General features: G+C 64.0%; 23 protein-coding genes and 1 tRNA gene. 12 read left to right on the plus strand and 12 right to left on the minus strand.

Translation table 11 applies throughout. The features are described 5' to 3' along the window. Position 1: 1 nt before the first annotated feature. Positions 2 to 511, plus strand: a complete 510-nt coding sequence (locus CFR76_RS07680) for a disulfide bond formation protein B (RefSeq protein ID WP_110556598.1) — start codon at positions 2 to 4, stop codon at positions 509 to 511. Here CFR76_RS07680 and CFR76_RS07685 read toward each other — a convergent pair. Further along, positions 465 to 641, minus strand: a complete 177-nt coding sequence (locus CFR76_RS07685) for a DUF1328 domain-containing protein (protein WP_025439582.1) — start codon at positions 639 to 641, stop codon at positions 465 to 467. The genes CFR76_RS07680 and CFR76_RS07685 overlap by 47 nt on opposite strands. A gap of 125 nt (positions 642 to 766) precedes the next feature. Between CFR76_RS07685 and CFR76_RS07690 the strand changes: the two genes are divergently transcribed. From CFR76_RS07690 to CFR76_RS07700, 3 genes are all read left to right on the plus strand, one after another. Further along, positions 767 to 2,827, plus strand: coding sequence for an NAD(+) synthase (locus CFR76_RS07690; protein WP_110556635.1), 2,061 nt, complete (start codon positions 767 to 769; stop codon positions 2,825 to 2,827). A gap of 165 nt (positions 2,828 to 2,992) precedes the next feature. Continuing rightward, positions 2,993 to 4,783, plus strand: coding sequence for a hypothetical protein (locus CFR76_RS07695; protein ID WP_167402080.1), 1,791 nt, complete (start codon positions 2,993 to 2,995; stop codon positions 4,781 to 4,783). A gap of 340 nt (positions 4,784 to 5,123) precedes the next feature. Continuing rightward, positions 5,124 to 5,393 carry an HU family DNA-binding protein gene (locus CFR76_RS07700; RefSeq protein WP_010514654.1) on the plus strand — a complete coding sequence of 90 codons (270 nt, stop codon included), beginning with the start codon at positions 5,124 to 5,126 and terminating at the stop codon, positions 5,391 to 5,393. Between the two features lie 56 nt (positions 5,394 to 5,449). On the opposite strand, the gene CFR76_RS07705 is transcribed toward CFR76_RS07700, so the two are convergent. From CFR76_RS07705 to CFR76_RS07715, 3 genes are read right to left on the minus strand one after another with little or no spacing between them, the layout of a single operon-like run. After that, positions 5,450 to 6,037: a LutC/YkgG family protein gene (locus CFR76_RS07705; RefSeq protein ID WP_110556599.1), complete on the minus strand. Its 588-nt coding sequence runs from the start codon at positions 6,035 to 6,037 to the stop codon at positions 5,450 to 5,452. Next, positions 6,034 to 7,446, minus strand: a complete 1,413-nt coding sequence (locus tag CFR76_RS07710) for a lactate utilization protein B (RefSeq protein WP_110556600.1) — start codon at positions 7,444 to 7,446, stop codon at positions 6,034 to 6,036. Before CFR76_RS07710 ends, CFR76_RS07705 begins: the two co-directional genes overlap by 4 nt. Next, positions 7,443 to 8,186, minus strand: a complete 744-nt coding sequence (locus CFR76_RS07715) for a (Fe-S)-binding protein (RefSeq protein ID WP_110556601.1) — start codon at positions 8,184 to 8,186, stop codon at positions 7,443 to 7,445. The genes CFR76_RS07710 and CFR76_RS07715 overlap by 4 nt, the downstream gene beginning before the upstream one ends. A gap of 106 nt (positions 8,187 to 8,292) precedes the next feature. Here CFR76_RS07715 and CFR76_RS07720 point away from each other — a divergent pair, with 106 nt between their 5' ends. Then, a complete protein-coding gene (locus CFR76_RS07720; RefSeq protein ID WP_110556602.1) occupies positions 8,293 to 9,243 on the plus strand; it encodes a LysR family transcriptional regulator in 951 nt (316 codons plus the stop codon). Between the two features lie 131 nt (positions 9,244 to 9,374). On the opposite strand, the gene CFR76_RS07725 is transcribed toward CFR76_RS07720, so the two are convergent. The 3 genes from CFR76_RS07725 to CFR76_RS17990 all read right to left on the minus strand — a co-directional run bounded on the left by CFR76_RS07725 (position 9,375) and on the right by CFR76_RS17990 (position 11,598). Continuing rightward, on the minus strand, positions 9,375 to 10,445 hold the full coding sequence (locus CFR76_RS07725) for a zinc-binding metallopeptidase family protein (RefSeq protein WP_110556603.1): 1,071 nt from the start codon (positions 10,443 to 10,445) through the stop codon (positions 9,375 to 9,377). Beyond that, positions 10,442 to 11,359: a transglutaminase family protein gene (locus CFR76_RS07730; RefSeq protein ID WP_110556604.1), complete on the minus strand. Its 918-nt coding sequence runs from the start codon at positions 11,357 to 11,359 to the stop codon at positions 10,442 to 10,444. Before CFR76_RS07730 ends, CFR76_RS07725 begins: the two co-directional genes overlap by 4 nt. A 74-nt stretch (positions 11,360 to 11,433) precedes the next feature. Next, complete coding sequence (locus tag CFR76_RS17990; protein ID WP_167402074.1) at positions 11,434 to 11,598, minus strand: hypothetical protein; 165 nt, start codon at positions 11,596 to 11,598, stop codon at positions 11,434 to 11,436. A gap of 45 nt (positions 11,599 to 11,643) precedes the next feature. Between CFR76_RS17990 and CFR76_RS07735 the strand changes: the two genes are divergently transcribed. Both CFR76_RS07735 and CFR76_RS07740 read left to right on the plus strand, forming a co-directional pair. Then, a complete protein-coding gene (locus tag CFR76_RS07735) occupies positions 11,644 to 13,113 on the plus strand; it encodes a circularly permuted type 2 ATP-grasp protein (protein ID WP_110556605.1) in 1,470 nt (489 codons plus the stop codon). After that, entirely contained in the window at positions 13,095 to 14,153 is a 1,059-nt protein-coding gene (locus CFR76_RS07740; RefSeq protein ID WP_110556606.1) for an alpha-E domain-containing protein, read from the plus strand. The genes CFR76_RS07735 and CFR76_RS07740 overlap by 19 nt, the downstream gene beginning before the upstream one ends. Positions 14,154 to 14,386: 233 nt before the next feature. Here CFR76_RS07740 and CFR76_RS07745 read toward each other — a convergent pair. The 5 genes from CFR76_RS07745 to CFR76_RS07765 form a co-directional block, all read right to left on the minus strand. Then, positions 14,387 to 14,461 (minus strand) — tRNA-Gln (locus tag CFR76_RS07745). Between the two features lie 94 nt (positions 14,462 to 14,555). Further along, positions 14,556 to 15,197, minus strand: a complete 642-nt coding sequence (locus CFR76_RS07750; protein ID WP_110556607.1) for a TetR family transcriptional regulator — start codon at positions 15,195 to 15,197, stop codon at positions 14,556 to 14,558. A 57-nt stretch (positions 15,198 to 15,254) separates the two neighbouring features. Beyond that, positions 15,255 to 16,091 carry a pyrroline-5-carboxylate reductase gene (proC, locus tag CFR76_RS07755; RefSeq protein ID WP_110556608.1) on the minus strand — a complete coding sequence of 279 codons (837 nt, stop codon included), beginning with the start codon at positions 16,089 to 16,091 and terminating at the stop codon, positions 15,255 to 15,257. Beyond that, complete coding sequence (locus tag CFR76_RS07760; RefSeq protein WP_025439569.1) at positions 16,091 to 16,594, minus strand: type III secretion system chaperone family protein; 504 nt, start codon at positions 16,592 to 16,594, stop codon at positions 16,091 to 16,093. The genes proC and CFR76_RS07760 overlap by 1 nt, the downstream gene beginning before the upstream one ends. A 149-nt stretch (positions 16,595 to 16,743) precedes the next feature. Continuing rightward, positions 16,744 to 17,040 carry an accessory factor UbiK family protein gene (locus CFR76_RS07765; RefSeq protein WP_110556609.1) on the minus strand — a complete coding sequence of 99 codons (297 nt, stop codon included), beginning with the start codon at positions 17,038 to 17,040 and terminating at the stop codon, positions 16,744 to 16,746. 165 nt (positions 17,041 to 17,205) lie between these two features. Between CFR76_RS07765 and rfaD the strand changes: the two genes are divergently transcribed. From rfaD to CFR76_RS07790, 5 genes are read left to right on the plus strand one after another with little or no spacing between them, the layout of a single operon-like run. Continuing rightward, positions 17,206 to 18,186 carry an ADP-glyceromanno-heptose 6-epimerase gene (rfaD, locus tag CFR76_RS07770; protein WP_110556610.1) on the plus strand — a complete coding sequence of 327 codons (981 nt, stop codon included), beginning with the start codon at positions 17,206 to 17,208 and terminating at the stop codon, positions 18,184 to 18,186. A gap of 41 nt (positions 18,187 to 18,227) precedes the next feature. Further along, the gene (lgt, locus tag CFR76_RS07775; RefSeq protein ID WP_110556611.1) at positions 18,228 to 19,091 is read left to right on the plus strand and encodes a prolipoprotein diacylglyceryl transferase; all 864 of its coding nucleotides are present in this window, start codon (positions 18,228 to 18,230) and stop codon (positions 19,089 to 19,091) included. Beyond that, entirely contained in the window at positions 19,088 to 20,137 is a 1,050-nt protein-coding gene (locus CFR76_RS07780) for a class I SAM-dependent methyltransferase (RefSeq protein WP_110556612.1), read from the plus strand. Before lgt ends, CFR76_RS07780 begins: the two co-directional genes overlap by 4 nt. Then, positions 20,134 to 20,928 (plus strand): peptidoglycan editing factor PgeF, encoded by a 795-nt coding sequence (gene pgeF, locus CFR76_RS07785; protein WP_110556613.1) that lies wholly within the window; start codon positions 20,134 to 20,136, stop codon positions 20,926 to 20,928. Before CFR76_RS07780 ends, pgeF begins: the two co-directional genes overlap by 4 nt. Before the next feature lie 8 nt (positions 20,929 to 20,936). Beyond that, positions 20,937 to 22,397, plus strand: coding sequence for a hypothetical protein (locus CFR76_RS07790; RefSeq protein ID WP_244191830.1), 1,461 nt, complete (start codon positions 20,937 to 20,939; stop codon positions 22,395 to 22,397). Positions 22,398 to 22,519 lie beyond the last annotated feature (122 nt).

Below are 22,519 nucleotides of genomic sequence, written 5' to 3' on the forward strand. Positions count from 1 at the left end.
CATGCGTTCAACTGCCTTATTGATGGTGCTGGCGGGCCTTGCCGCATTGGGTGTGGCGTGGTGGAGCCAGTACACATTGGGCCACGTACCCTGCGGGCTGTGCCTGTGGGAACGCTGGCCTTACCGTATCCTGATCGTGCTGGGTGGGCTTGCCACCGTTCTGCCGCGTGACATGGCGCGTGGCATGCTGTGGCTGTGCATGCCGGTGCTGCTATGCGCCTTCGGGCTGTCGGTGGTCCATGTGGGGGTCGAGCAGGGCTGGTGGGCCAGCCCGCTGCCCGAATGCCGTGCGCCCACCTTCCACGGCGGCAGTTTTGCCGAACGCCTGGCCTCCATGCCGCGCCGCCCGGCCAAGCCGTGCGACGCGGCGACCTATCTGGTGCCCGGTGTGCCGGTTTCCATGGCCATGATGGACGGGATCTACGCCCTTGCGCTGATCCCGCTTGTTCGCCGGGGATTGTGGGTCAGGTCGAAGTTCCGCGGCCGCGGCCGAAAAACAATCCAAGGATGAACAGGACGATAAAGACGAAGAACAGCACCTTGCCAAAATAGGCAAAGGTGTCAGATATGCCGCCGAAGCCAAAGACCGCGGCGATCAGGGCCAGGACAAGGAATGTGATGGTCCAGCGTAACAGGTCCATGATCCGGTTCCTTCCGATCGTTGTTGTGACAGACGCGGGCATGCCATCCGCTCTATAACAATGCGCCAGATGGCGCACGGTTCATCGGAGGCATGATTTTGGCCTTGGGCGCGGGGATGCAGGATATGACAGCAGGCAGTGGCACGGCCGGATTTTACGCTCTGTACACCCATGGGTTCGCGCGCGTGGCCGCGTGCACGCTGCCGGTCGTGCTGGCCGATCCGATGGAAAACGCGCGCCGCACCAGTGAAGGCATCCACGCCTGCCATGACGCGGGGGCGGTGGTCGCGGTTTTTCCTGAACTGGGCCTGTCGGGTTACGCGATCGAGGACCTGCGCCAGCAGGACGTGCTGCTGGACCGCGTGGGGGACGCCATCACGTGGCTTGCCGCACGGACGGCGGGATTGCGACCACTGGTGCTGGTGGGCGCGCCGGTGGTGTGGGGGGATGCGCTGTATAACTGCGCCATAGCCCTGCATGACGGGAAAATTCTTGGTGTCGTTCCCAAATCCTACCTGCCCAATTACCGGGAATTTTACGAAGCCCGGCAGTTCAGCGCCGGTGCGGGGCTGCGGGGCGGCCAGGTCACGATCAATGGCCATGACGTACCCTTTGGCACCGACCTGCTGTTCCGTGCCCGCGATGTGCCGGGTCTGGTGGTGGCCGCCGAAATCTGTGAGGACATGTGGGTGCCCCAGCCACCGGGCATTCAGGCGGCCCTTGCCGGGGCCACGGTCATCGCCAACCTGTCGGCGTCCAATATCACCGTGGGCAAGGCGCGTACGCGCACGCTGCTGTGCCAGTCCCATTCCGCGCGCTGTGTATGCGCCTATGTCTATGCTGCGGCGGGGGAGGGGGAATCGACCACGGACGTGGCATGGGACGGGCAGACCTCCATTTTTGAAAATGGCGCGATCCTGGCGGAAAGTGCGCGCTTCCCGTCCGGTCTGGTGACATTGATGGCGGATGTGGACCTTGATCTGCTGCGGCAGGAACGCCTGCGCATGGGCAGCTTTGCCGATAACCGCGCGCATGAAGGCATGCCGGACTGGCGCTGGATCGACCTGGCCCTGACGCCGCCGATGGATGATATCGGGTTGCGGCGCACCATTCCCCGATTCCCCTTCGTGCCCAGCGACCCGGGCGTTCTGGACCAGGACTGTTACGAGGCGTTTACCATACAGGTCACGGCCCTGAAGCGGCGGTTGCAAGCGTCACGGGCGAAAACGCTGGTGATTGGCGTGTCGGGCGGCCTTGATTCGACCCATGCCCTGCTGGTTGCGGTACGGGCGGCGGATGAAAGCGGGCTGGGGCGGCAGGCGGTGCTGGGCTATACCATGCCCGGCTTTGGCACCAGCAGCGACACGCATGGCAACGCGCATGAACTGATGACGGCGCTGGGCATACAGGCGCGCGAGATCGACATCCGTCCCGCGGCCAGGCTGATGCTGGAACAGATGGGGCATCCCTTCGCCGCGGGCGAGGATGTGTACGATGTCACGTTCGAGAACGTGCAGGCGGGGCTGCGGACGGACTTCCTGTTCCGGCTGGCCAACCAGTCGGGCGGGATCGTGATCGGCACGGGGGACCTGTCGGAACTGGCGCTGGGCTGGTGCACCTATGGTGTGGGTGACCAGATGGCGCATTACAATGTCAATTCCGGCCTGCCGAAGACGCTGATCCAGCACCTGATCCGCTGGGTCATGGCCAACGGGCGGGAACAGGCGCGGACCCGCGCGGTGCTGGACGCCATCCTGTCCACCGAGATTTCGCCCGAACTGGTGCCCGCCACGGCGGGGCAGGCGGTGCAGAGCACGGAATCGCTGATCGGTCCCTACGCCTTGCAGGATTTCACGCTGTTCCATGTGCTGCGGTATGGGTTCCGTCCGTCAAGGATCGCGTTCATGGCGCTGCATGCATGGGGCGACGCCACGCGGGGGGCATGGCCGCCGGGTTTCCCGGCCGGGGGCAGGCGGGCTTACACCCTGGCTGAAATCAGGCACTGGCTGGGTGTTTTCCTTAACCGTTTCTTTGGTTTCAGTCAGTTCAAGCGTTCGGCCATGCCCAACGGGCCGAAGGTCGTGGCCGGTGGTGCGCTGTCGCCACGTGGGGACTGGCGCGCGCCGTCCGACGGCAATGCCCGCATCTGGCTCGAGGAACTGGAAAAACGTGTTCCATTGAACTGAACCAATCTGATCCTGATTCCGAAATTCTTAACCCATTGCTGGCAATTACCGTCGTGAAAGCATCTCCTCCCCGGTCGTTGCGATCATGCGGCGCGGGTAGCGGATATCTGTAGCGAGGTCGGGAGACATGCATGTTCCCGCAATGCGTGAAAAGGAACGGAATGCATGGGCGTGACCGTAACCGGGGCCACTGGCCTGACGCTGGGGATCAACCCGGACAAGAGCGATATCATACTGGGACTGAATCAGGTGAGCGAGGTCGCGGCCCTGCAGTCGCTCGCCAAGGTTTCGGATGCCGAGATCTCTGCCCTGCAGAACACCTATGGCACGGCGCTGGCCGTGCGCATGTTCGGCGTGGCCGGGATCGATGCCCAGATGGTGCAGTCTGGCGGCGTGGACCAGCAGGTCACGACCCGCGGCAAGTTCACCGTGACGGGCACCGAGGTCGAGATCGGCAGCACCATCGCCTCCACCGCGCTGGACAGCACGATCACCCTGAAGGGCGGCAAGCAGGCCACTACCGTCATTGATGGTAACATGGGCAGGGTGAATTATGTCGCGAATACGGGCGACGTGAATTATTACGCTGCCGCTGGCAATACGGATTTCGTCAGTGGCAAGGGGCATGACCTCATCCATGTCCTCGGCGGGGCCGACACCATTTACGGCGCTGACGGCCCGACGACCGTAACCGGGGACTGGAACGCGCCGGGCAGTGCCGCGGATACGGCACAGTTCAACGGTGGCAGCGTGATGTTGCGGGTCATTGACGGCGTGATGGTGCAGGATGTCAGCAATTCCACCATCAGTGGTTATGGGGATGATGATTACTTCGGGGAGCATAATCCCGCGCGCTATATCAACACCATCGATGGCGGCGTGTCTGATTCAATCTATGGCAGCAATGGCCTGCTTGTGGAATCGGTCAATGACAGCACCATCCAGGGCCATGCAAAACTGACGGTGGAAGGCGGTCTATCCGACACCATCTATGGCAAGGGTAACCTGCTTGCCGATTCGGTTAGTGACAGCAACATCCAGGGGCGTGCAAAACTGACGGTGGAGGGCGGTGCATCCGACACCATCTATGGCAACGGCAACCTGCTTGCCGATTCGGTCAGTGACAGCACCATCCAGGGCCATGCAAAACTGACGGTGGATGGCGGCGCATCCGACACCATTTATGGCAACGGCAACCTGCTTGCCGATTCGGTCAGTGACAGCACCATCCAGGGCCATGCAAAACTGACGGTGGAGGGCGGTGCATCCGACACCATCTATGGCAAGGGTAACCTGCTTGCCGATTCGGTCAGTGACAGCACTATCCAGGCGCAGGCGAAACTGACCGTGAGTGGTGGCAGCAACGATACGATTTCCGCCAGTCATTCCACCCGTCTTGATGATGTGGACGCCAGTACGATTTCGGTCAGCGTGCATGGCAGCCTGACCTTCATCGATGGCAGCAATGGCATCTCCGACACCGTAACGGGCAGCTATGCCACCATTTACGGCACGGCGGGACTGGACCTGACGGCGAATATAGGGGCGACCACCACCTATTATGCCAGTAGCGGCAACGAAACGCTGGATGGCGGCCTGTCAACAGGCAAGCTGTATGCCCGCGCAGGCAGCGGGAATGACACCCTGATTGGTGGCAGCGGGTATGATACCCTGCGTGCCGGCACGGGCGACGACCTGTTCGTGGCGGGCAGCGCCCAGACGGAATTCGAGTTCATCAAGGGCAAGGCCGGCGGCAACGACATTATTCAGGACTTTGGCAAATCGGCGGGCAATGTCGTCAAGCTGTCCGGCTATGATGCGAAAACGTCTTCCATTCAGGCCATGCTGGACAATGCCACCATTGCGGGCGGGAACACGACTGTCAGCCTGACGGATAATACCCGGATTACCTTTGTCGGCGTGACGGACCTGAAGGTACAGAATTTCAAAAGCTGACCGGCGCCGCCACAGCCAGATACCCGCGCCCCGGTGGGGTGTCTGGCTGTGGCGTCATCTGCCGGTTTATTTTTTTGACCAGAACGATACGATTTCGATATAAACAATATGTTATCGCGGAAAGCGGCCGATATGACTGCTGTTTGTAAAACCGCGACGGTTCTTGCTGATCACAGCAGTAGAAATTTTTATGTGATAACAAAAAATTGCTGGTGTAACCCCAATCATCAGGGTAAAAGCCGCGACCGTCCGGCCCAGATGGCGGCGATCGCCCCGTTTGATTGCGGAAACAGGATATTCACGACATCAATTTTCAGCCCGAAGGGAGCAGGCCGTTACGATGAGTAAAGCCTTTATTGCAGCAGTTATACAGGATTCGATTGATTGCACGGGCGTCGCGGCCAACCAGGCCGCATCCGACCTGATCGCGGCAATTGTCAAGGAACTGAAGCGCGAGGGTGGCTTTACCCTGCCGTCTTTTGGCACGTTTACGGTCAAGAAAACCAAGGCCCGCAAGGCGCTGAACCCGCGCACGGGCGAGCCGGTAAAGGTCAAGGCAGGCAAGACCGTGCGGTTCAAGGCCAGCCCGAACCTGAAGAAAGCTGTCTGATATCAGGCCCTTCGCGCCCTTCTTTCGAAATGGCGCGAAGGGCCTGCCTGTAATGGTCAGGCAAACCAGACCGAAAGGGAACGCACGCCCTGTGCGCCCCGGATCAGCACGCCCTGGATATCCGCCGTGGCGGAGGGGCCGCTCATCAATACGCCATAATTGGCGGACCTGAATTCCGGCCGTTCCTGATACGCGGTGTGCATGTTCGCCGTAATCGAATCGGGGGACAGAAGCACCACGATGTGCTGCCCCAGATGGGCGAAGGAATTGATCGGCAACTGCGATTCGCTGAGGAAGATCGACCCCATTTCCGCAATGCCGAACGGCGCGCGCACCACGGTCACATCGATTGTCGCCGCATCCTGCGGGGTCTTGACCTTTTCCACCGGCAGCGTGCCGCGTGCTTCGGGCACGTTGGAACAGATCACCTTCGCATCCGGGTGACGGCGCGCAATCGCCTGATCCAGCGTTTCGCCCTCGACCGGCTCCAGCACATCACCCCCCAGTATCTTCAGGCTGGCGATAAAACGCTCACGGCTGGCATCAAGGTCGCCCAGTGTCCTGACCGGCGGCAGCGGATGGTTTTCCGGCGTGGGGCGGTTGTTGCGCAGGGCCTGCAGGATCTCGTCGCGTGCGGGGTTCATTTCTTGGTCTCCGGTGCGGCGGCAGGCCGGGCTTTCTCGCGGTTCCTGCGGTACCAGTCATTGAATGTCTGCTTGACCGGATGGGGGTTCTCGCGGTGCTTGCCCCACGGGTTCAGCCAGTTGTACAGCACGAAGCGCGGCATGGTGCCCAGCGAGACCTCGGTGGCCTTGATGGCGGCGCGGTACAGCTTCGGCTGGCCCATGAGCTTGCCCGCCATGTGCATGATCTCGCGCTTGACGAAGGGCATCTCATGGTGCTGCACCAGCACGCGGCGCCATTTGTACAGCTGCTCGTGGATGTTGATCTTGACCGGGCAGACATTGGTGCAGCTTCCGTTCAGTGTCGAGGCATAGGGAAGCGTGCTGTATTTGCGTTCGTTGAAGGTCGGGTCGATGATCGCGCCGATCGGGCCGGAATACACCGCGCCATAGGACAGCCCGCCCGAACGGCGATAGACCGGGCAGGTGTTCATGCACGCGCCACAGCGGATGCATTTGAGCGACGTCCAGAAATCTTCCATGCCCAGGCGGGCGGACCGTCCGTTATCGACCAGCACCACATGCATCTCGCCCCCCTTCTGCGGGCCACGGAAATGGGTGGTGTACTGCGTGATCGGTGATCCCAGCGCGCTGCGCGACAGCAGGCGGATGAATACGCCAAGGTCGGCCATGCGCGGCACAAGGCGCTCGATCCCGATGGTCGCGATGTGCAGGTTGGGCACCGTCGCACTCAGGTCGGCGTTGCCTTCGTTGGTGCAGACCACGAAGGTGCCGGTTTCCGCCACCACGAAGTTGCCGCCGGTCATGCCCGCATCGGCATGCAGGATCACCGGACGCGCCGCCTGGCGCTGCGCTTCAGCCAGCAGGTGCGGGTCGCGGATATTGGGGTCGGTGTGGTAATCCTTGGCGAAGATCTTCGCCACGTCCGATGTCAGCTTGTGCACCGCTGGCACCACGATGTGGCTGGGCAACTGGTCATCAAGCTGCTGGATGCGTTCGCCAAGGTCGGTCTCGGTTACGCTGACACCCTGTTTTGCAAGATAGGGCCGCATGTCACATTCTTCGGTGACCATGGACTTGCTCTTGATCAGGTTGCGCGCGTTATGGGCCTTCAGGATCTCGCCCACGATGCGGTTGTGTTCCGCCCCGTCGCGCGCCCAGTGGACGTGGATGCCGTTCTTTTTCGCGTTTGCCTCGAACTGCTCAAGGTATTCGGGCAGGCGGGAGAGCGTGTGCTCCTTGATGCGCGATGCCTCCTCGCGCAGTTCCTGCCATTCGGGCAGGATGTGCATCTGGGCGTCACGCTTCTGGCGCATGTCCCACAGGCGTTCGTCATGGAACTGCAGGTGGGGCGCATCCTCAAGGAAATGCTCGGCCGCCCTGGCATGGTTGACGGGCTTGTTGCTCATTGAGCTGCTCCGTTAAGGATCTGCGCGATATGAATGAAGCGGATGGGAACGCCCGCGCGTTCGGCGCAGCCCTGCTGGTGCATCATGCATGAGGAATCGGCCGAGACGATGTAATCCGCCCCCGCCTGGTAATGGTCACGCACCTTGTCCACGCCCATCTTGGCCGATACGGCTTCTTCCGTAACCGAAAAGGTGCCCCCGAACCCGCAGCATTCATCGGGGCGCTTGGGGGTGACGAAGCGGATTCCCCTGACCTTCGACAGCAGGTCCATCGGTTTGGAAAACGGTTTCTCACCCAGTTCGGACATGCTGGCCGTACGCAGGGCGCGCAGCGTGCCACAACTGTTGTGCAGGCCCACGGTGTGGTTGAATTCCGCCCAGGGGAAGGCATCCACCTTCAGGATATCGTGCAGGAATTCGACCAGTTCGTATGTGTTCTCGCGCACGTGGCGCACTTCGTCGGTCTGCGGGATCGCATCAAAATTGTCGCGGACATGATGCGTGCAACTGCCGGAGGGCATGACGATCTTGTCGTATTTCGCGAAATTGCGCACAAACAGGGCTTCCGCCGCGGCGGCGTCCGAATTGCAGCCGGAATTGCCCATGGGCTGCCCACAGCAGGTCTGGTCCAGGGGATATTCGACATCCTGTCCCAGTTTTTCCAGCAGTTCCAGTGTGGCAATGCCCGCCTCAGGGTAGAACGCGTCGATATAACACGGAATGAACAGGCCAATTTTCATTATGGGATACTCAACCTCAGCACGATTGGCGCGAAACGTGGCGCAAGCCATGTTATTTCGTCAAATATATATTGAAAGACGGTCCCATATATAATTTATATGGAATATGGATCTAAGGCATTTACGTTATTTTGTAGCCGTTGCCGATAACGGGAGCTTTACCCGTGCCGCAGAGCAGCTAGGCATAGAACAACCACCTCTTAGCCAGCAGATCAAGCAGTTGGAAAATGAACTGGGTGTCCTTCTGTTCCAGCGGCTGACGCGCGGGGTCAGGCTGACGGATGTGGGGCTGGTGCTGCTGGACCAGGCGCGTGCCCTGCTGGGCATGCAGCAGCAGTTCCTTGCCACGGCGCAGGGGCTGGCGCGGGGCGAGAAGGGGCATATCCGCGTGGGGCTGGCGGGGGCGGTCTCGCTGCTGCCCATGATCCCGCTGACGGTGCGGCGTTTCCGCGAACTCTGGCCCGATGTCACGATCTACCTTGAGGAAAGCAATACCCCCGCCCTGCGCAAGAGCCTGCACGACCGGGCCATAGACATTGCCATTGTCCGCCCGCCGGTGCCCGACGGGGCGGGGCTGCTGGTGTCCCCCCTGCTGGAGGAGGAAACGGTCGTGGCCCTGCCCAAGGGGCACCCGCTGGCCATCCATCCCCACCTTGAGCTGGAAATGCTGGTGGATGAACCCTTCATCATCTTCCCGCGTGAACTCGGGCCGGGATTCCATGATGCGATCCTGTCCGCCTGCCACAATGCGGGTTTTACGCCGCGCATGGGCCAGCAGGCCCCGCAGATCGCCTCCACCGTGCCGCTGGTGGCGGCCGGGCTTGGGGTATCGGTCGTGCCGCGCTCGCTGCACCAGATTCATTCCGGTGGCGTGACCTACCATTCGCTTGGGGCCAAGGCGCCGCGCGCGGAACTGGCCATCGCCATGCGGGCGGGCCAGCATGTGCCGCTGCTGACCAATTTCATCTCCACCCTGCGCGCGTGCTGCCGGGACATGAATGACAGCGCCATTTCCGTGGCCCCCATCGGGGAGGATGGGGAAGAAACGGCCTGCTGAAAACCGAAAGACGTTTTTGGCGGGGCTTTTTTCAAAAAAGGCGGCGTTCTTTCGAAGCTTTTGCAAAAAGCTTCACCAAAAACGTCTTTGAATTTTAAAGCGCTATCATGAGCTGGCTTTTCAAGCAGTTTCTAAGCCCGATCCACGCGGCTGCCGCGGATCAGTTCATGGATGAAGGACAGCTTGCGCAGAATGTCCGGCGTCAGCACGAACGGATAGAAATCCGGCAGGCCCATGGAACGGTTGAGGCTGTTGACCGCATAGGTCAGGGGCAGCCACCCATCGGTGATTTCGGTAAATGACATCTCGGTATAGGGGTCGCGCCGGACGGTGGCGCGCAGCGGCGGTGCGTGCGCCCCTGCGGCATCAATGGACATGCCGTAGGCCCATGCGGTCTCGAGGGTCGATATGATGTGCAGGTAATGCGCCCATGTCTCGGCAAAATCCTCCCATGGGTGGGATGTGGCGTAATGGCTGACATACTGGCCGCGCCATGCGTCGCTGGCCGGGGCGGCGTAATGGGCCTTCAGGCTGGCGGCGTAATCGCGGCGGTCATCGCCAAATACGTCCCGGCAGGCGGCAAGCCTGTCAGGCCCCGCGTCCCGGATCAGCACGTTCCAGTAGTAATGCCCGATTTCATGGCGGAAATGGCCCAGCAGGGTGCGGTAGTATTCGCCCATTTCCTGGCGTAGCTGTTCGCGCCGGGCATCATCCGTCTCGTTCAGGGCGATGGTGATGACGCCGTTCATGTGGCCCGTCATGGCGGGCGTGCCATCGGGCAGGCTGTCAAGGAAGTCGAACGCCAGCCCGCCTTCAGGGTCCTGCCGCCGGTTGCGCAGCGGCAGGCCAAGCCGCAGCAGGCTGTAGAACAGGCGGTGCTTGGCTACTTCCACCTTCTGCCACCGCGCGATATTGCCCGGCACCGACAGGTTGGGAATGGTGCGGTTGAAACTGCATGCGATGCAGAAGGGCCGCCCCGGTTCCGCCAGCCAGTTGCACGCGCTGTAGGCGTTGTTGGCGCATAGCGCGCGCGGCGGGGCATCGGGCGTCGCCAGTGGTTGCCACAACCCGTCGCCCATCGCGTCCAGCGCGGACAGGACGGTCCGTTCGGGCACATAGCCCAGCGTGTGGCCGCAGCGTTCGCATGCCGTATTCTCGAAAAACAGGACCTGCTGGCATGACTGGCAGAAAAACAGTTTCATGAGGGGTGTATAGCCCGGCGCGGTGTGGATGCCATATCCGCGACCGGGGACAGGGGCACGGTTTCCATCATGGCTTCAAATGTGGCGACGCAGCGGTCCAGCAGGCCGCTGACCGGGGCGGCCTGCTGCGGGGTGGTGGCGACCGCAAGCGGGATGTGCCCCTGGGCCGCCAGCAGGCCTGATGTCGTATCCAGCCCGATCCAGCCCGCGCCGGGCACATGCACCTGCGCCCATGCATGCAGGTCACAGCCCAGACGGCCCTGCGCATTCAGGTCCGGCTGGAACAGGTAGCCCGATACGAACCGGGCGGCAAAGCCCAGCCTGCGCAGCACGGCAATCAGCAGCCATGCCGTGTCGCGGCAGGAACCGGCGGCGTGGGACAGGGTTTCCTCCGGCGACCATACGCCCGCTTCGGGCCGGATACGGTAGGTGTTGCGCGCGGCAATGGCCCGGGTCAGTTCCACCAGCAGGTCCAGTGTGGGGCAGGGCAGCCGGGCGCGCCATTCCCGAACAAGGGCATCAAGCCGTGGGGTGGACGCCCCGTCCGGGCCATCGCTTGCGTTCAGCCTGTAGGGGGCAAGGGCCGGGTCGTCGCAGGCCCCGCCGGCAGGCCAGTGGCGGGCGGAAGGGACAAGGGTGAAAAGGAACGGGTTGATGGGCGTCTGGTCGGTTGCAAGGCGGATGGTGATATCGAAATGCGTGACGCGTTCGGGAAACGTGACGCGGGCGATCCTGTTGCCAAACATGTCCTGGCCCCACGCGCGCGTACAGGGCTGGGGGGCGATGTCCATGTCATGGGACAGGATGTTGCGGCAGCCCGGCACGGGGTGCAGGCGGATGGTCTGCGGGCCTAGGTGAACGGGCCGGTCGTATCGGTACCGCGTATGGTGGACCAGCATGGCATGCGCGTTCATGTACTCTAGAACCCCGGAAAACTGTCCCGCATGCCTGCCATCGTGCTCCGGCGATGGTGCGGTTCGGACGTGGTTTATCTGTCACCGTCCACGCTATCAGGATTGGTGGCGGCGGCAATATCGTATTTTTCCGGCATTTTGGCCCGAATGGGAAGGGAATGCAGATTCGTTCTTGGCAAAAGGTGATTTTCTTGCTCCGCTAGAAACGGATCGAAACGAAATTGCAGGTGGGCGGACATGATTCCTTCGCGCCTGATCCGCCTCCACGCCAGCGGGGGTAGGACATGAACGATATGAAGATGGCAGCACAGGCCGCCGGGCTGTTCGCGACATACGACATTCCGGATTTTTTCTGTGAACTGCTCAATCGCGGGAAGGATATCCCGCCCCCCGGGCTGCAACTGGTGCGCGACCGCCTGGCCCATTTCGGCCTGGCTGAACTGCGGCGCAGGGCGGCCGCGGTGGAAGCGCAGTTCTACCGCCTTGGCATCACGTTTACCGTCTATTCCGACCGGGAGGCGATTGACCGCGTCCTGCCGTTCGATGTCATCCCCCGCGTGCTGACCGCCACGGAATGGGACCATGTCGAACGTGGCGTGCAGCAGCGCGTGCGCGCCATCAACCTGTTCCTGCATGATATTTACCACGACCGTCACATCCTGAATGACGGCGTGGTGCCGCATGAACTGGTGCTGGGCAACGCCAATTACTGCCAGGCCATGGTGGGGCTGGATGTGCCCGGCGGGGTGTACGTGCACATCAACGGCACCGACCTTGTGCGCGACCGTGATGGCCGCTTCCTGGTGCTGGAAGACAATGCCCGCACGCCGTCGGGCGTGTCGTACGTGCTGGAAGACCGGCAGATGATGCTGCGCCTCATGCCGGACCTTGCGCGGGGGCTGAACATCCGCCCGGTGGATGAATACGGCCCCCGCCTGCACCGCGCGCTGGCCGAGGTCGCCCCCATGGGCGTGGACAACCCGCAGGTGGTCCTGCTTTCACCGGGCATCTACAATGCGGCCTATTTCGAGCATGTGTTCCTTGCGCGTGAAATGGGCATCCCGCTGGTCGAGGGGCGCGACTTGATGGTGGAGGACGGGCGTGTGTACATGCGCACCGTGGCCGGTCCGCGTCCGGTCCATTCCATCTACCGGCGGCTGAATGACGATTTCCTCGACCCGCAGGTGTTCAATCCCGACAGCATGCTGGGTGTGCCGGGACTGGTGGATGCCTACCGCCGGGGCAATGTGACGCTGGCCAACGCCATCGGTACGGGCGTTGCGGATGACAAGGCGGTTTACGCCTACATGCCCCGTATCATCCGCTATTACCTGGATGAGGAACCGATCCTGACCAATGTGGAAACCCATATCTGCGCCGAGCGTGAGGGGCTGGACTACACGCTGGCCAACATCGAACGGCTGGTGGTCAAGCCGGTGGGCGAATCCGGCGGCTACGGGCTGCTGATCGGGCCACACGCGACGCAGGCGGAACTGGATGAATTCCGCGCCCTGCTGCGCGCCAACCCGGCCAATTACATAAGTCAGCCGGTTATAAGCCTGTCGGTTTCGCCCACCCTGTGCCCTGCGGGGGTCGAGGCGCGGCATGTCGACCTGCGCCCCTTTGCCGTGACGGGGCGCGATACATGGGTGCTGCCCGGCGGCCTGTCGCGCGTGGCGCTGCGCAAGGGGTCGCTTGTGGTCAATTCATCGCAGGGTGGTGGGTCAAAGGATACATGGGTGCTGGCATCATGACACAGGTTTCGGTCGTCTTTCCCGCCCCGGTCATGCCGGGGCTGCGCAACCTGCTTTCGCGCTATGCCGAAAGCACGATGTGGCTGGCGCGCTATATGGAGCGCATCGAAAACCTCGCCCGCCTGATCGAGGTGACGAGCACGTCGGTTTCCGCCACCAACATGGATGCGGGATGGGACAGCGTCATCCGCATCAATGCCGATGAGGGCCTGTTCTTCCAGCGCCATGGGAGCGCGAGCGAACGCAGTGTCGTGGCCTTCTACATCACCGATTCCGACAATCCGGATTCCATCGTGTCCATGGCCCGCTATGCCCGGGAAAACGCGCGGGTACTCCGTCCCCTGATCTCGACCGAGATGTGGATGCACCTGAATGTCTTTACGCGCTGGGTCATGGAACTGGGGCCTGATGATGTCGGCGCGGGCTACCTGTCTACCCTGTGCACGCGGCTGAAGCAGGATTGCCAGACCCATTTTGGCATAACCGAGGGCACGCTGTACCGCGACCAGGCGTGGCTGTTCTATATCCTGGGCAAGAACCTTGAACGCGCGGACCAGATCACGCGCCTGATCGACATAAAATACCATACCCTGCTGCCCAGTGGCGTTGGGGTCGGTTCGGATATCGACATGAGCCAGTGGACATCCGTGCTGCGGTCGGCTGCGGCGTACCATGCCTTCCGCCGCGTCCTGCCCGAAGGGATGACGCCTGCCAATATCGTGGGTTTCCTGCTGAAAAATGATGGCTTTCCCCGTTCGCTGTCCACCAGCCTGCGCAGCGTCTACAGCGTGCTTGGATCACTGGCGGGGGAATACCGCCTGCGTCACTGCGCCCCGATCATTGAACGGCTGGAGGAACTGCGCGTCACACTGGTTGAACAGACGGTGGAAGACATCATCATGCGCGGCCTGCATGAATACATGGACTGGATCCAGCGTGAACTCCGGCAGATCCAGAACGAAATCGCCCATGCCTTCTGGCCGCCCGCCATAGCCGTCCAGCCTGTCGGGCCGGGACGGATGGAACAGGTGCAGGATTAGAAAGTAACAAAAGTTTCCGGGGGCCGCCTTTTTTCAAAAAGGCGGCGTTCTTCGAAGCTTTTTGAAAAAAGCTTCACCAAAAACCTTTTGGGACTGGCATAGGTAAGCCGATAGAGGCTTGATATGTCCTATGAAAGCACGTCGTCGTAGGACGTGCCGGGGCCGGTCTGGCCTGCCATGGCGTGGCCAATAGATGACCACTGGCCCGGATACTTTACGATTCCGGGAATGGCTGGCTGGGGCGGGAGGGTTCGAACCTCCGCATGGCGGAATCAAAATCCGCTGCCTTACCACTTGGCTACGCCCCAATAAGTCCGCTAACCGCGCGATTCGCGCGATACGGTGATCTTCTAATGTCTAAAGGGCCGTCCCGTAAAGGGGGGACAGCCCGATCCGGTCTGTTCAGGCCGAAGGTTCCAGCGGCAGGTCCACCAACGGGTCGGTGCCCGCGTCATACCCGGCACCGGGCATGGGGGCCTGTGGTGCCGCCGGGGCCAGGCCGGTAAAGCGCGCGGCGCGGTCCAGCGCCTGATCCAGCGCCGCCATGGTGGTGCCCATGTCCTGGCTGTCATCCCTGTCCCATGCCCGCAGGGTCATGGTCCAGACGCCCAGCAGGGCCTGCAGGCGCAGGCCACCGGCCAGGCCACTGGTTTCCATGCCCGCCGCATTGGCGATCCACTTCATGCTTTCCAGCGTAGCCCCCCCCAGCAGGATGGCCAGCGCCGGGTCCATGGGCAGGGCGCGCAGCACGCTGCGCACGCCTTCGCGGTACTGCTGGAACACGTCCAGACGGCGCATGAGCATGTCGAACAGCTTTTCGCGCACGCTGCCTTCGGACTCGTCCTCCACCAGCGCCGCCTCATCCGCCAGCCGGCCCAGCGTCAGCAGCAGCATCGCCTTGCATGGCGCACGCCTGCGCGCGGTCTCCAGGCTCAGCCCGGCGTCGCGGGCCGCGTCAACGACCGTCACGCGTCGCCAGCCGTGCGAAGCGGCACGTTCCAACGCTGAGCGGAGAAGGGTGGCGTCAAACAGGTCGTTATCCATGGAGGGCATAATCTTCCGGGTTAAGGGTGGCGGTGGTGGGTACACGGCGCCACATGGTCATGAAACGGGCTGCGGGCCGGACAGTTCACGCGCCCGTTTTGCCCCCGCCTTCAGGGCGGCGGCAAGGGTCGTGGGCCATGCGCCGTCGGCCATCAGCACGTCCAGCGCCTTCTGCGTCGTGCCGTTGGGGCTGGTCACGTTGCGGCGCAGGGTGGCGGCGTCGATGCCGCTGTGCTGCATCAGCGCGCCGGCGCCCGATACCGTCTGGCGCGCGATCAGGCGGGCCAGGTCGGGCGGCAGGCCATCGGCCACGCCCAGTTGCTCCAGCAGTTCCGCCAGCAGGAAGACATAGGCCGGGCCGCTGCCGGAAATGGAGGTGACGATATCGATCTGGTCTTCATGCTCGACCCACGCCACTTCCCCCACCGCGCGCAGCAGGCGCGTGCACAGCCTGCGCTGCGCGGGGGTTGCGATGGGGGGCGCGTAGCAGACCGTCATGCCCTGCCCGATGGCGCTGGGCGTATTGGGCATGGTGCGGATCACGATGGGGGTGGGGCTGCCGGCGGGCAGGTGGGCCGCCAGCGCATCCGTCAGGTTTTTCACCGTGCGGCCCGCCAGCACCGATATGACCGGCGCATGCACGGTAAAGGGCGCGACCGCGGACATGACGGCGTCCACCTTCTGCGGCTTGGTGGCCAGTATGATCATGCCCGGCCGGAAACCGGCCGGGACATCATCAAGGCTGCGGACAAGGTGGTGCGGGGCGGGCACGGATTCGCGGTGGCGATCGACGATGAAGGACGGGGCCAGCCCTTCCTTCAGCCAGCCATCTAGCATCGCGCCGCCCATCTTGCCGCAGCCGACCAGGAGGAGCGGGGGAAGCGTTTCGGTCATCAGGCCATCCCCACGCAGTCAAGCATCGCGGCTTCCAGTGCTTCCGCCGGTTTCTTGCCGCCCCACAGCACGAACTGGAAGGCGGGGTAGAAACGTTCACATTCGGTCAGGGCGATATCGATCATGTCTTCCAGGCTTTCCACCGATGCGCCCCGTGACCCGCGCAGCAGGACCGCGTGCCGGAATACGGGCGTGCCGTGGTCCGGGTCCATGCTGAAATGGCCGATCCACAGCCGTTCGTTGGCCAGTGCGAGCAGTTCGAACAGGTTGCGCCGCTGGTCGGCGGGGACCTTGAGGTCGAACGTGCAGGTGAAGTGCATGGCGTTCACTTCTTCCGACCAGCAGAAGAACAGGCCATGGTCGCACCATTTGCCCGGTGCCTCGGCCGCCATTTCCGAATCGCTGCGGCGTTCGAAATTCCAGTCATATCCACCCACGATCCGTTCCATCAGATCGAGTGGATTCGTATTGCGTGGGATCGCTGTTTCAGTCAGAGCTGGCATGTGGCACTCCCCGAAGCCGTCGTGGAGGAAATCCGGACATGGGCCGGATTCCGTATCTCTGCATCCGGTCCGTGGCCTGTTGCGGGGAATCAGGGCGCGGACCGTCCTGTTACACTATGGTCCACCGGCACGCGCTGCAAGCGTTGTGCTTACAGCCCCGAACGCGGGGGCGTGGCGGGCGCGGTCAGGCTGGCCTCAAGGTCGGAGACGCGGTCTTCCAGCCGGCTGATCCGGTTTTCCAGTTCGCCCTGCGCCAGGCGGGCGCGGGTCGCGACTTCGCGCACGACCTCGAATTCGTCGCGGCGCACCAGGTTCAGGCTGCCCAAGGTTTCATCCACGCGGGCGCGGACAATGGCGCCGATTTCCTCACGCACGCCAGCCAGCGCCGAGAACGCGCCACCGGCCACACCGGCGAGGTCATCAAAAATGCGGGGCCTGTCGGACATAGTGGGTACTCCATGACGTTCCGCGCCGCGTCCTGTGCCAGTCCACGCGCGAGATGAAAGCGGCTACTATAGACACATTGGCGGCTCAGGGCTATCCGCACGATTGCAGTGGCCGTGGCGACGCCGCAATATCGACTTCCATGCAACAGGGCGGGGTGCGGGACAGTGATCGTTATTACCGGGGGTGCGGGCTTCATCGGGTCGTGCATGCAGCAGGCGCTGCACGCGCGCGGGATCGATACGGTCGTGGTGGACTGGCTGGGCAATGCGGGCAAGTGGCGCAACCTGCGCAACCACACGCCCACGCGCATCATCGCCCCCGAGGCGCTGGACGCATGGCTTGAAACCCGTCCCGACATAGCGGCGGTGATCCACCTGGGCGCGGTCAGCGAGACGACGGCAACCGATGGCGACCTGGTGTGGCGCACCAATGTGGACCTGTCCGAACGGCTGCTGTCATGGTGCGCGCATGAAGGGGTGCGCTTCATCTATGCCTCCTCCGCCGCGACGTACGGGGCGGCGGACAGGCCGGAACAGTTCAGTGACGATCCCGCCCTGCTGGACCGGCTGGCGCCGCTCAACCTGTATGGCTGGTCCAAGCAGGCATTCGACCAGTCGGTTCTGCGCCGGGTGGCGGGGGGGGCGATGTCCGGCCTGTCATGGGCGGGGCTGAAATTCTTCAATGTCTATGGCCCCAATGAATACCACAAGGGGCGCATGATATCGGTTGTGAAGGTCAAGTATGACGAGGCCCGCGCGGGCGGACCGCTGCGGCTGTTCCGCTCCGACGTGCCGGGGCTGGCGGATGGGGCGCAGGCGCGTGACTTCATCTGGGTGGGGGATGTGGTCGATGTCATGCTGTGGCTGCTGGACCACGGGCATGTATGCGGGCTGTTCAACTGCGGCACCGGGGTCGCGCGCACCTATGCCGATCTGGCCCACGCGGTCTGTGATGCGGTGGGGGTGCCGCGCCGCATCGAATTCATCGACATGCCCGAAGCCCTGCGCGGGCAGTACCAGTCCTTTACCCGCGCCGACATGGCCAGATTGCGGGCGGCGGGCTACAGCCGGGCCTTCACCACGCTGGAGGACGGGGTGCGCCGTTACGTCCACGACTACCTTGCGGCCCCTGATCCCTACCTGTAACCGCCTGCCGCCGCCTGAACCATGACAATGAAAGTGGGCCGATGCTGCCTGTCCTGATCTTCCCGCAGTTCGATCCGGTAATGGTCCATTTCGGGCCGTTCGCCATCCGCTGGTATGCCATGGCCTATATCGTGGCGCTGGTGGCGGGCTGGCGTATCGCGCGCCACCTCGCCGCGCTGCCGCCGCGGGCGGCGACGACCCTTCAGGTGGATGATTTCCTGACATGGGCGACGCTGGGCGTGGTGCTGGGGGGGCGGCTTGGCTACATCCTGTTCTACCAGCCGGGTTTCTACCTGACGCACCCGCTGGCGATCCTGCAGGTCTGGCGGGGCGGCATGTCGTTCCATGGCGGGGCGGCGGGCGTGATTATCGCGCTGATCGTGTTCACGCGCCTCAACGGATTAAGCTTCCTTGCCTTTTCCGACCGTATCACCACAGTCGTGCCCATCGGGCTGGGGCTGGGGCGGCTGGCCAATTTCATCAATGGGGAACTGTGGGGGCGACCGGCCCCGTCCTCGCTGCCATGGGCCATGATCTTTCCCGATGCGGGGCCGGAACCGCGCCATCCGTCCGAACTGTATGAAGCCTTTGCCGAGGGGCTGCTGCTGTTCACCCTGCTGTGGTGCGTGTCGCGCAGCCTGCGCGTGCGCCAGCATCCCGGCTTTATCGCCGGGCTGTTCCTGTTCGGTTACGCCGTGGCGCGGACGGTATGCGAATGCTTTCGCGAGCCGGACGCCTTCATCGGCTTCCTGCCCTTTGGCGTGACGATGGGGCAGGTGCTGTGCGTGCCCATGGCGATCGGGGGGGCGGGGCTTATGCTCAACGCCTATATGCGTCCCGCGCGCACATCCGTCATGGCTGACGACCCGGATGAACCCGCGAGCGATGACGGAACCGCCCGGTGAGCGCACCCGGCGAACGCCTGGACCACTTCATGGCCCGGGCGAATGCCGCCTATTACGCAGGGTGCGACCCGTTCGTCGATTTCATTACCGCGCCCGAGATATCGCAAGTGTTTGGTGAACTGCTGGGCGCATGGGTGGCGGTGGTGTGGGGGCTGTTGGGCCGTCCCGATCCCTTCATGCTGGTGGAGGCCGGGCCGGGGCGGGGGACGCTCATGGCCGATGCCCAGCGCCTGCTGCGCCGTGTCGCCCCCGCCTGCCACGGGGCCATGCGCGTGCACCTGATCGAGACCTCGCCCCGCCTGCGTGACGTGCAGGCGCATGCCCTGCATGACGCCACGGCCATGCCGGTACGCTGGCATGATGACCTGCGTGGCGTGCCCGACGGGCCGATGGTGCTGCTGGCCAATGAATTCCTCGACGCCCTGCCCATCCGGCAGTTCGTCAGGCGGGGGCAGGGCTGGGAAGAGCGCTTCGTGCATGATGGTGCGTTCACGCATGCCGCCTGTGATTTCCCGGCGGGCCATCCCGCGCGCCTGCGCCCGGTGCCTGAAGGCAGGGTGCTGGAAACCTGCCAGCCCGCGCTGGATTTCATCCATGCGCTTGGCACGCGCCTGCTGCGCTGGCCGGGGGCGGCGTTACTGATCGATTACGGGTATGATGCCCCCGCATGGGGGGACAGCCTGCAGGCATTGCGGGATGGCCGACCGGCCGATCCACTGCTGGATGCGGGCCGCGCGGACCTTACGGCGCATGTTGATTTCCGGGCCATTGCCGATCAGGCCCCCCGTGGGGTGGCGGTGTGGGGCAGCGTGACCCAGGGGGATTTCCTGTCCGCGCTGGGGCTTGCCGCGCGTGTTGAACAGCTTGCCCGTGCCGCCCCCGCGCAGGCGGATGAGATCCGCGCGGCGGCCATGCGGCTGGCCGCGCCGGAGCGCATGGGGCGGCTTTTTCGTGTAATGGGGCTTTCATCCGGCCTTGCGGGCGACCTGCCGGGTTTTGCGGGCAGGCACGCGGGCGATGGGACAGGCAGGGGAGAAACGCGATGACGACCGACAGCGCGATTACGGATGCGCAGGTGGTGCGCAGCCCGGTTTTCGCCGGGATCCGGCATGGATTCTTTACCCGTCTGGGGGGTGTGTCCACCGGGTCGTATGCCAGCCTGAACTGTTCGACCCGTTCGGCGGATGATCCGGCCGCCCTGCATGAAAACCGCCGTCGCGTGGCGCGGTATGTGGATGTGCGTCCCGAACGCCTGCTGGGCCTGACGCAGGTGCATGGCGACCGTACCATTACGGTCACGACGCCATGGGAAACCGGGCGCGGGCCGGAGGGCGACGCCATGGTGACCGACCGCCCCGGCCTTGCGCTGGGCGTGATTACGGCGGACTGCGCCCCGGTCCTGTTCAGCAATGCGCGGGGCACGGTCGTGGGGGCCGCGCATGCGGGCTGGCGGGGGGCGTGTGGCGGGATTGTGGAGTCGGTGGTGGCGGCCATGGGGGCGCTGGGCTGTGCGGCGGGCGATATCCGCGCCGTGGTCGGCCCCTGCATCACGCGGGACAGTTACGAAGTCGGTCCGGACATGCGCGACGCCGTGCTGGCGCGCGATGCGGCGGCGGGTGCGTTTTTCATGCCTGCGGCGCGGGCGGGGCATTTCATGTTCGACCTGCCGGGATACTGTGTCATGCGGCTGCGGCGCTGCGGGGTGGGACAGGCCGTGGCGCTGGGGATTGATACCCTGCGTGACGAAACCCGGTTTTTCAGCCATCGCCGCCGTACGCTGGCGGGCGGGGGGGCAATCGGGCACCAGATTTCCGTTATTGCCTGCCCGGCGATATAGATGGAACCATGATGTCAGAAGTTTTTGTCCGGCGGCTGCTTGCGGGGTCAGCCATTGCAGCACTCTGTATGCTGGGGGGGTGCGTCAGCGTGCCGCAACCCTTCCGCCATGGGACACAGGCAGCCCAGGCGCCGACGGCCCGGCTGGCGGTGCCGGTTTCCACGGCGTCGGGCACGGATCAGGCCGGGGCGCAGGGCTGGCAGCGCGCCATGGTCAATGCCCTGCTGGCGCAGTCGGTGCCCGCGATGGGCCAGCCGGTCCGCCCGGGTGACTGGTGGCTGAAAATGACGGCCGATGCCCGTAACGGCGCGATTGTCCCGACCTATGCCGTCATCACCCCGAAGGGTGAGGAACGCGGCCACATGGATGGCGCGCCCGTGCCAGTGGGGCAGTGGCAGGCGGGGGACGGGCAGGCCGTCTCCCGCGCGGCGCAGGAAGCCGCCCCCGGCGTGGCCGAACTGCTGACCGGGATACAGGCCGCCCAGATGCAGAAGGACCCCAACAGCCTCAAGAACCGTCCCGCCCATGTCTATTTCGCGGGCGTGCAGGGCGCGCCGGGCGATGGCGACCGCGCGCTGGCGCGGGCCTTCATCGCGGCGTTCCCCGATGCGCATGAGGATATCCGCCATACCGCCACCGGGGCGGACTACACGGTGCGCTGCACGGTCGTACTCAATGACGCGGTCACCACGACCTCCACCACGAAGCAGCAGCATATCGTGCTGACATGGCAGGTGCTGGATGAGCAGGGCAAGGAAGCGGGAGCCGCCACCCAGATCCATGACATAGCGGCCCATTCACTGGATGCGAAGTGGGGTGACGTTGCCGTGGCGGCGGCGGATGAGGCGGCGGGAGCCGCGCGCCAGATCATCACGCGCTATTCCGGTCGGGCCAATGTCCCGCTGGCGGCGGATGGCGTGCTGCCCGCCCAGTCGGCATCCACCGCCGCACGGCCTGTAGCGGCCAGCACGGCGGCGTCTTCCGTCATGGCTGGTGGCGGGAATGCAGCCGTGCCGGTCACGAAATCCGTTGTCCCCACCGCGCCATCCGCCCCAGTGGCCGCGCATGCTGCATCCGCCCCGGCGGTTGCCAGCGTGTCGCCCGTCTCCCCCACGCCGTCCCCGGTGGTGACGGAACATGTGCCGGCGGCCAGCAGGCCGATGGTGGCACCTGCCGCGCCGGTGTCGGCAGCCGCCGTCAGTCCTGCCGCGCCGCCTGCCGTCCCGGTTGCCGCCCCCGTGGTTCATGCCCCCGCCCCGGTATCGGTGGCGCAGCCCCGGGCGGTTGCCGTTTCCCGTCCCACGGCCCCGGCCACGCAGAAGGCCGACAGGTGGCCGCCCATGCCCAGGGCGGCGCCAGCGGAGAATCCGGCCCCGACCGAAATCACCGGCAAACCCGTACCCCTCACGCCGCCGGCGCCCGCACGCCCCTTTCCCGGCGTGACACTGCCCCCCCGCCGCCCGGTGTGACGGATCGGCCACGAAGGGCAGGCGTGCAGGTTTCGCCATCCTTAGAGAGGTGACAGGGGATATGCCGGTTGTTAGAACCCCGCACATAAACAACGGGGGTGGCGCCGCAAAAGCCCCCCTGA

Source organism: Komagataeibacter swingsii (genome assembly GCF_003207895.1).
GTDB classification, from domain to species: Bacteria; Pseudomonadota; Alphaproteobacteria; order Acetobacterales; family Acetobacteraceae; genus Komagataeibacter; species Komagataeibacter swingsii.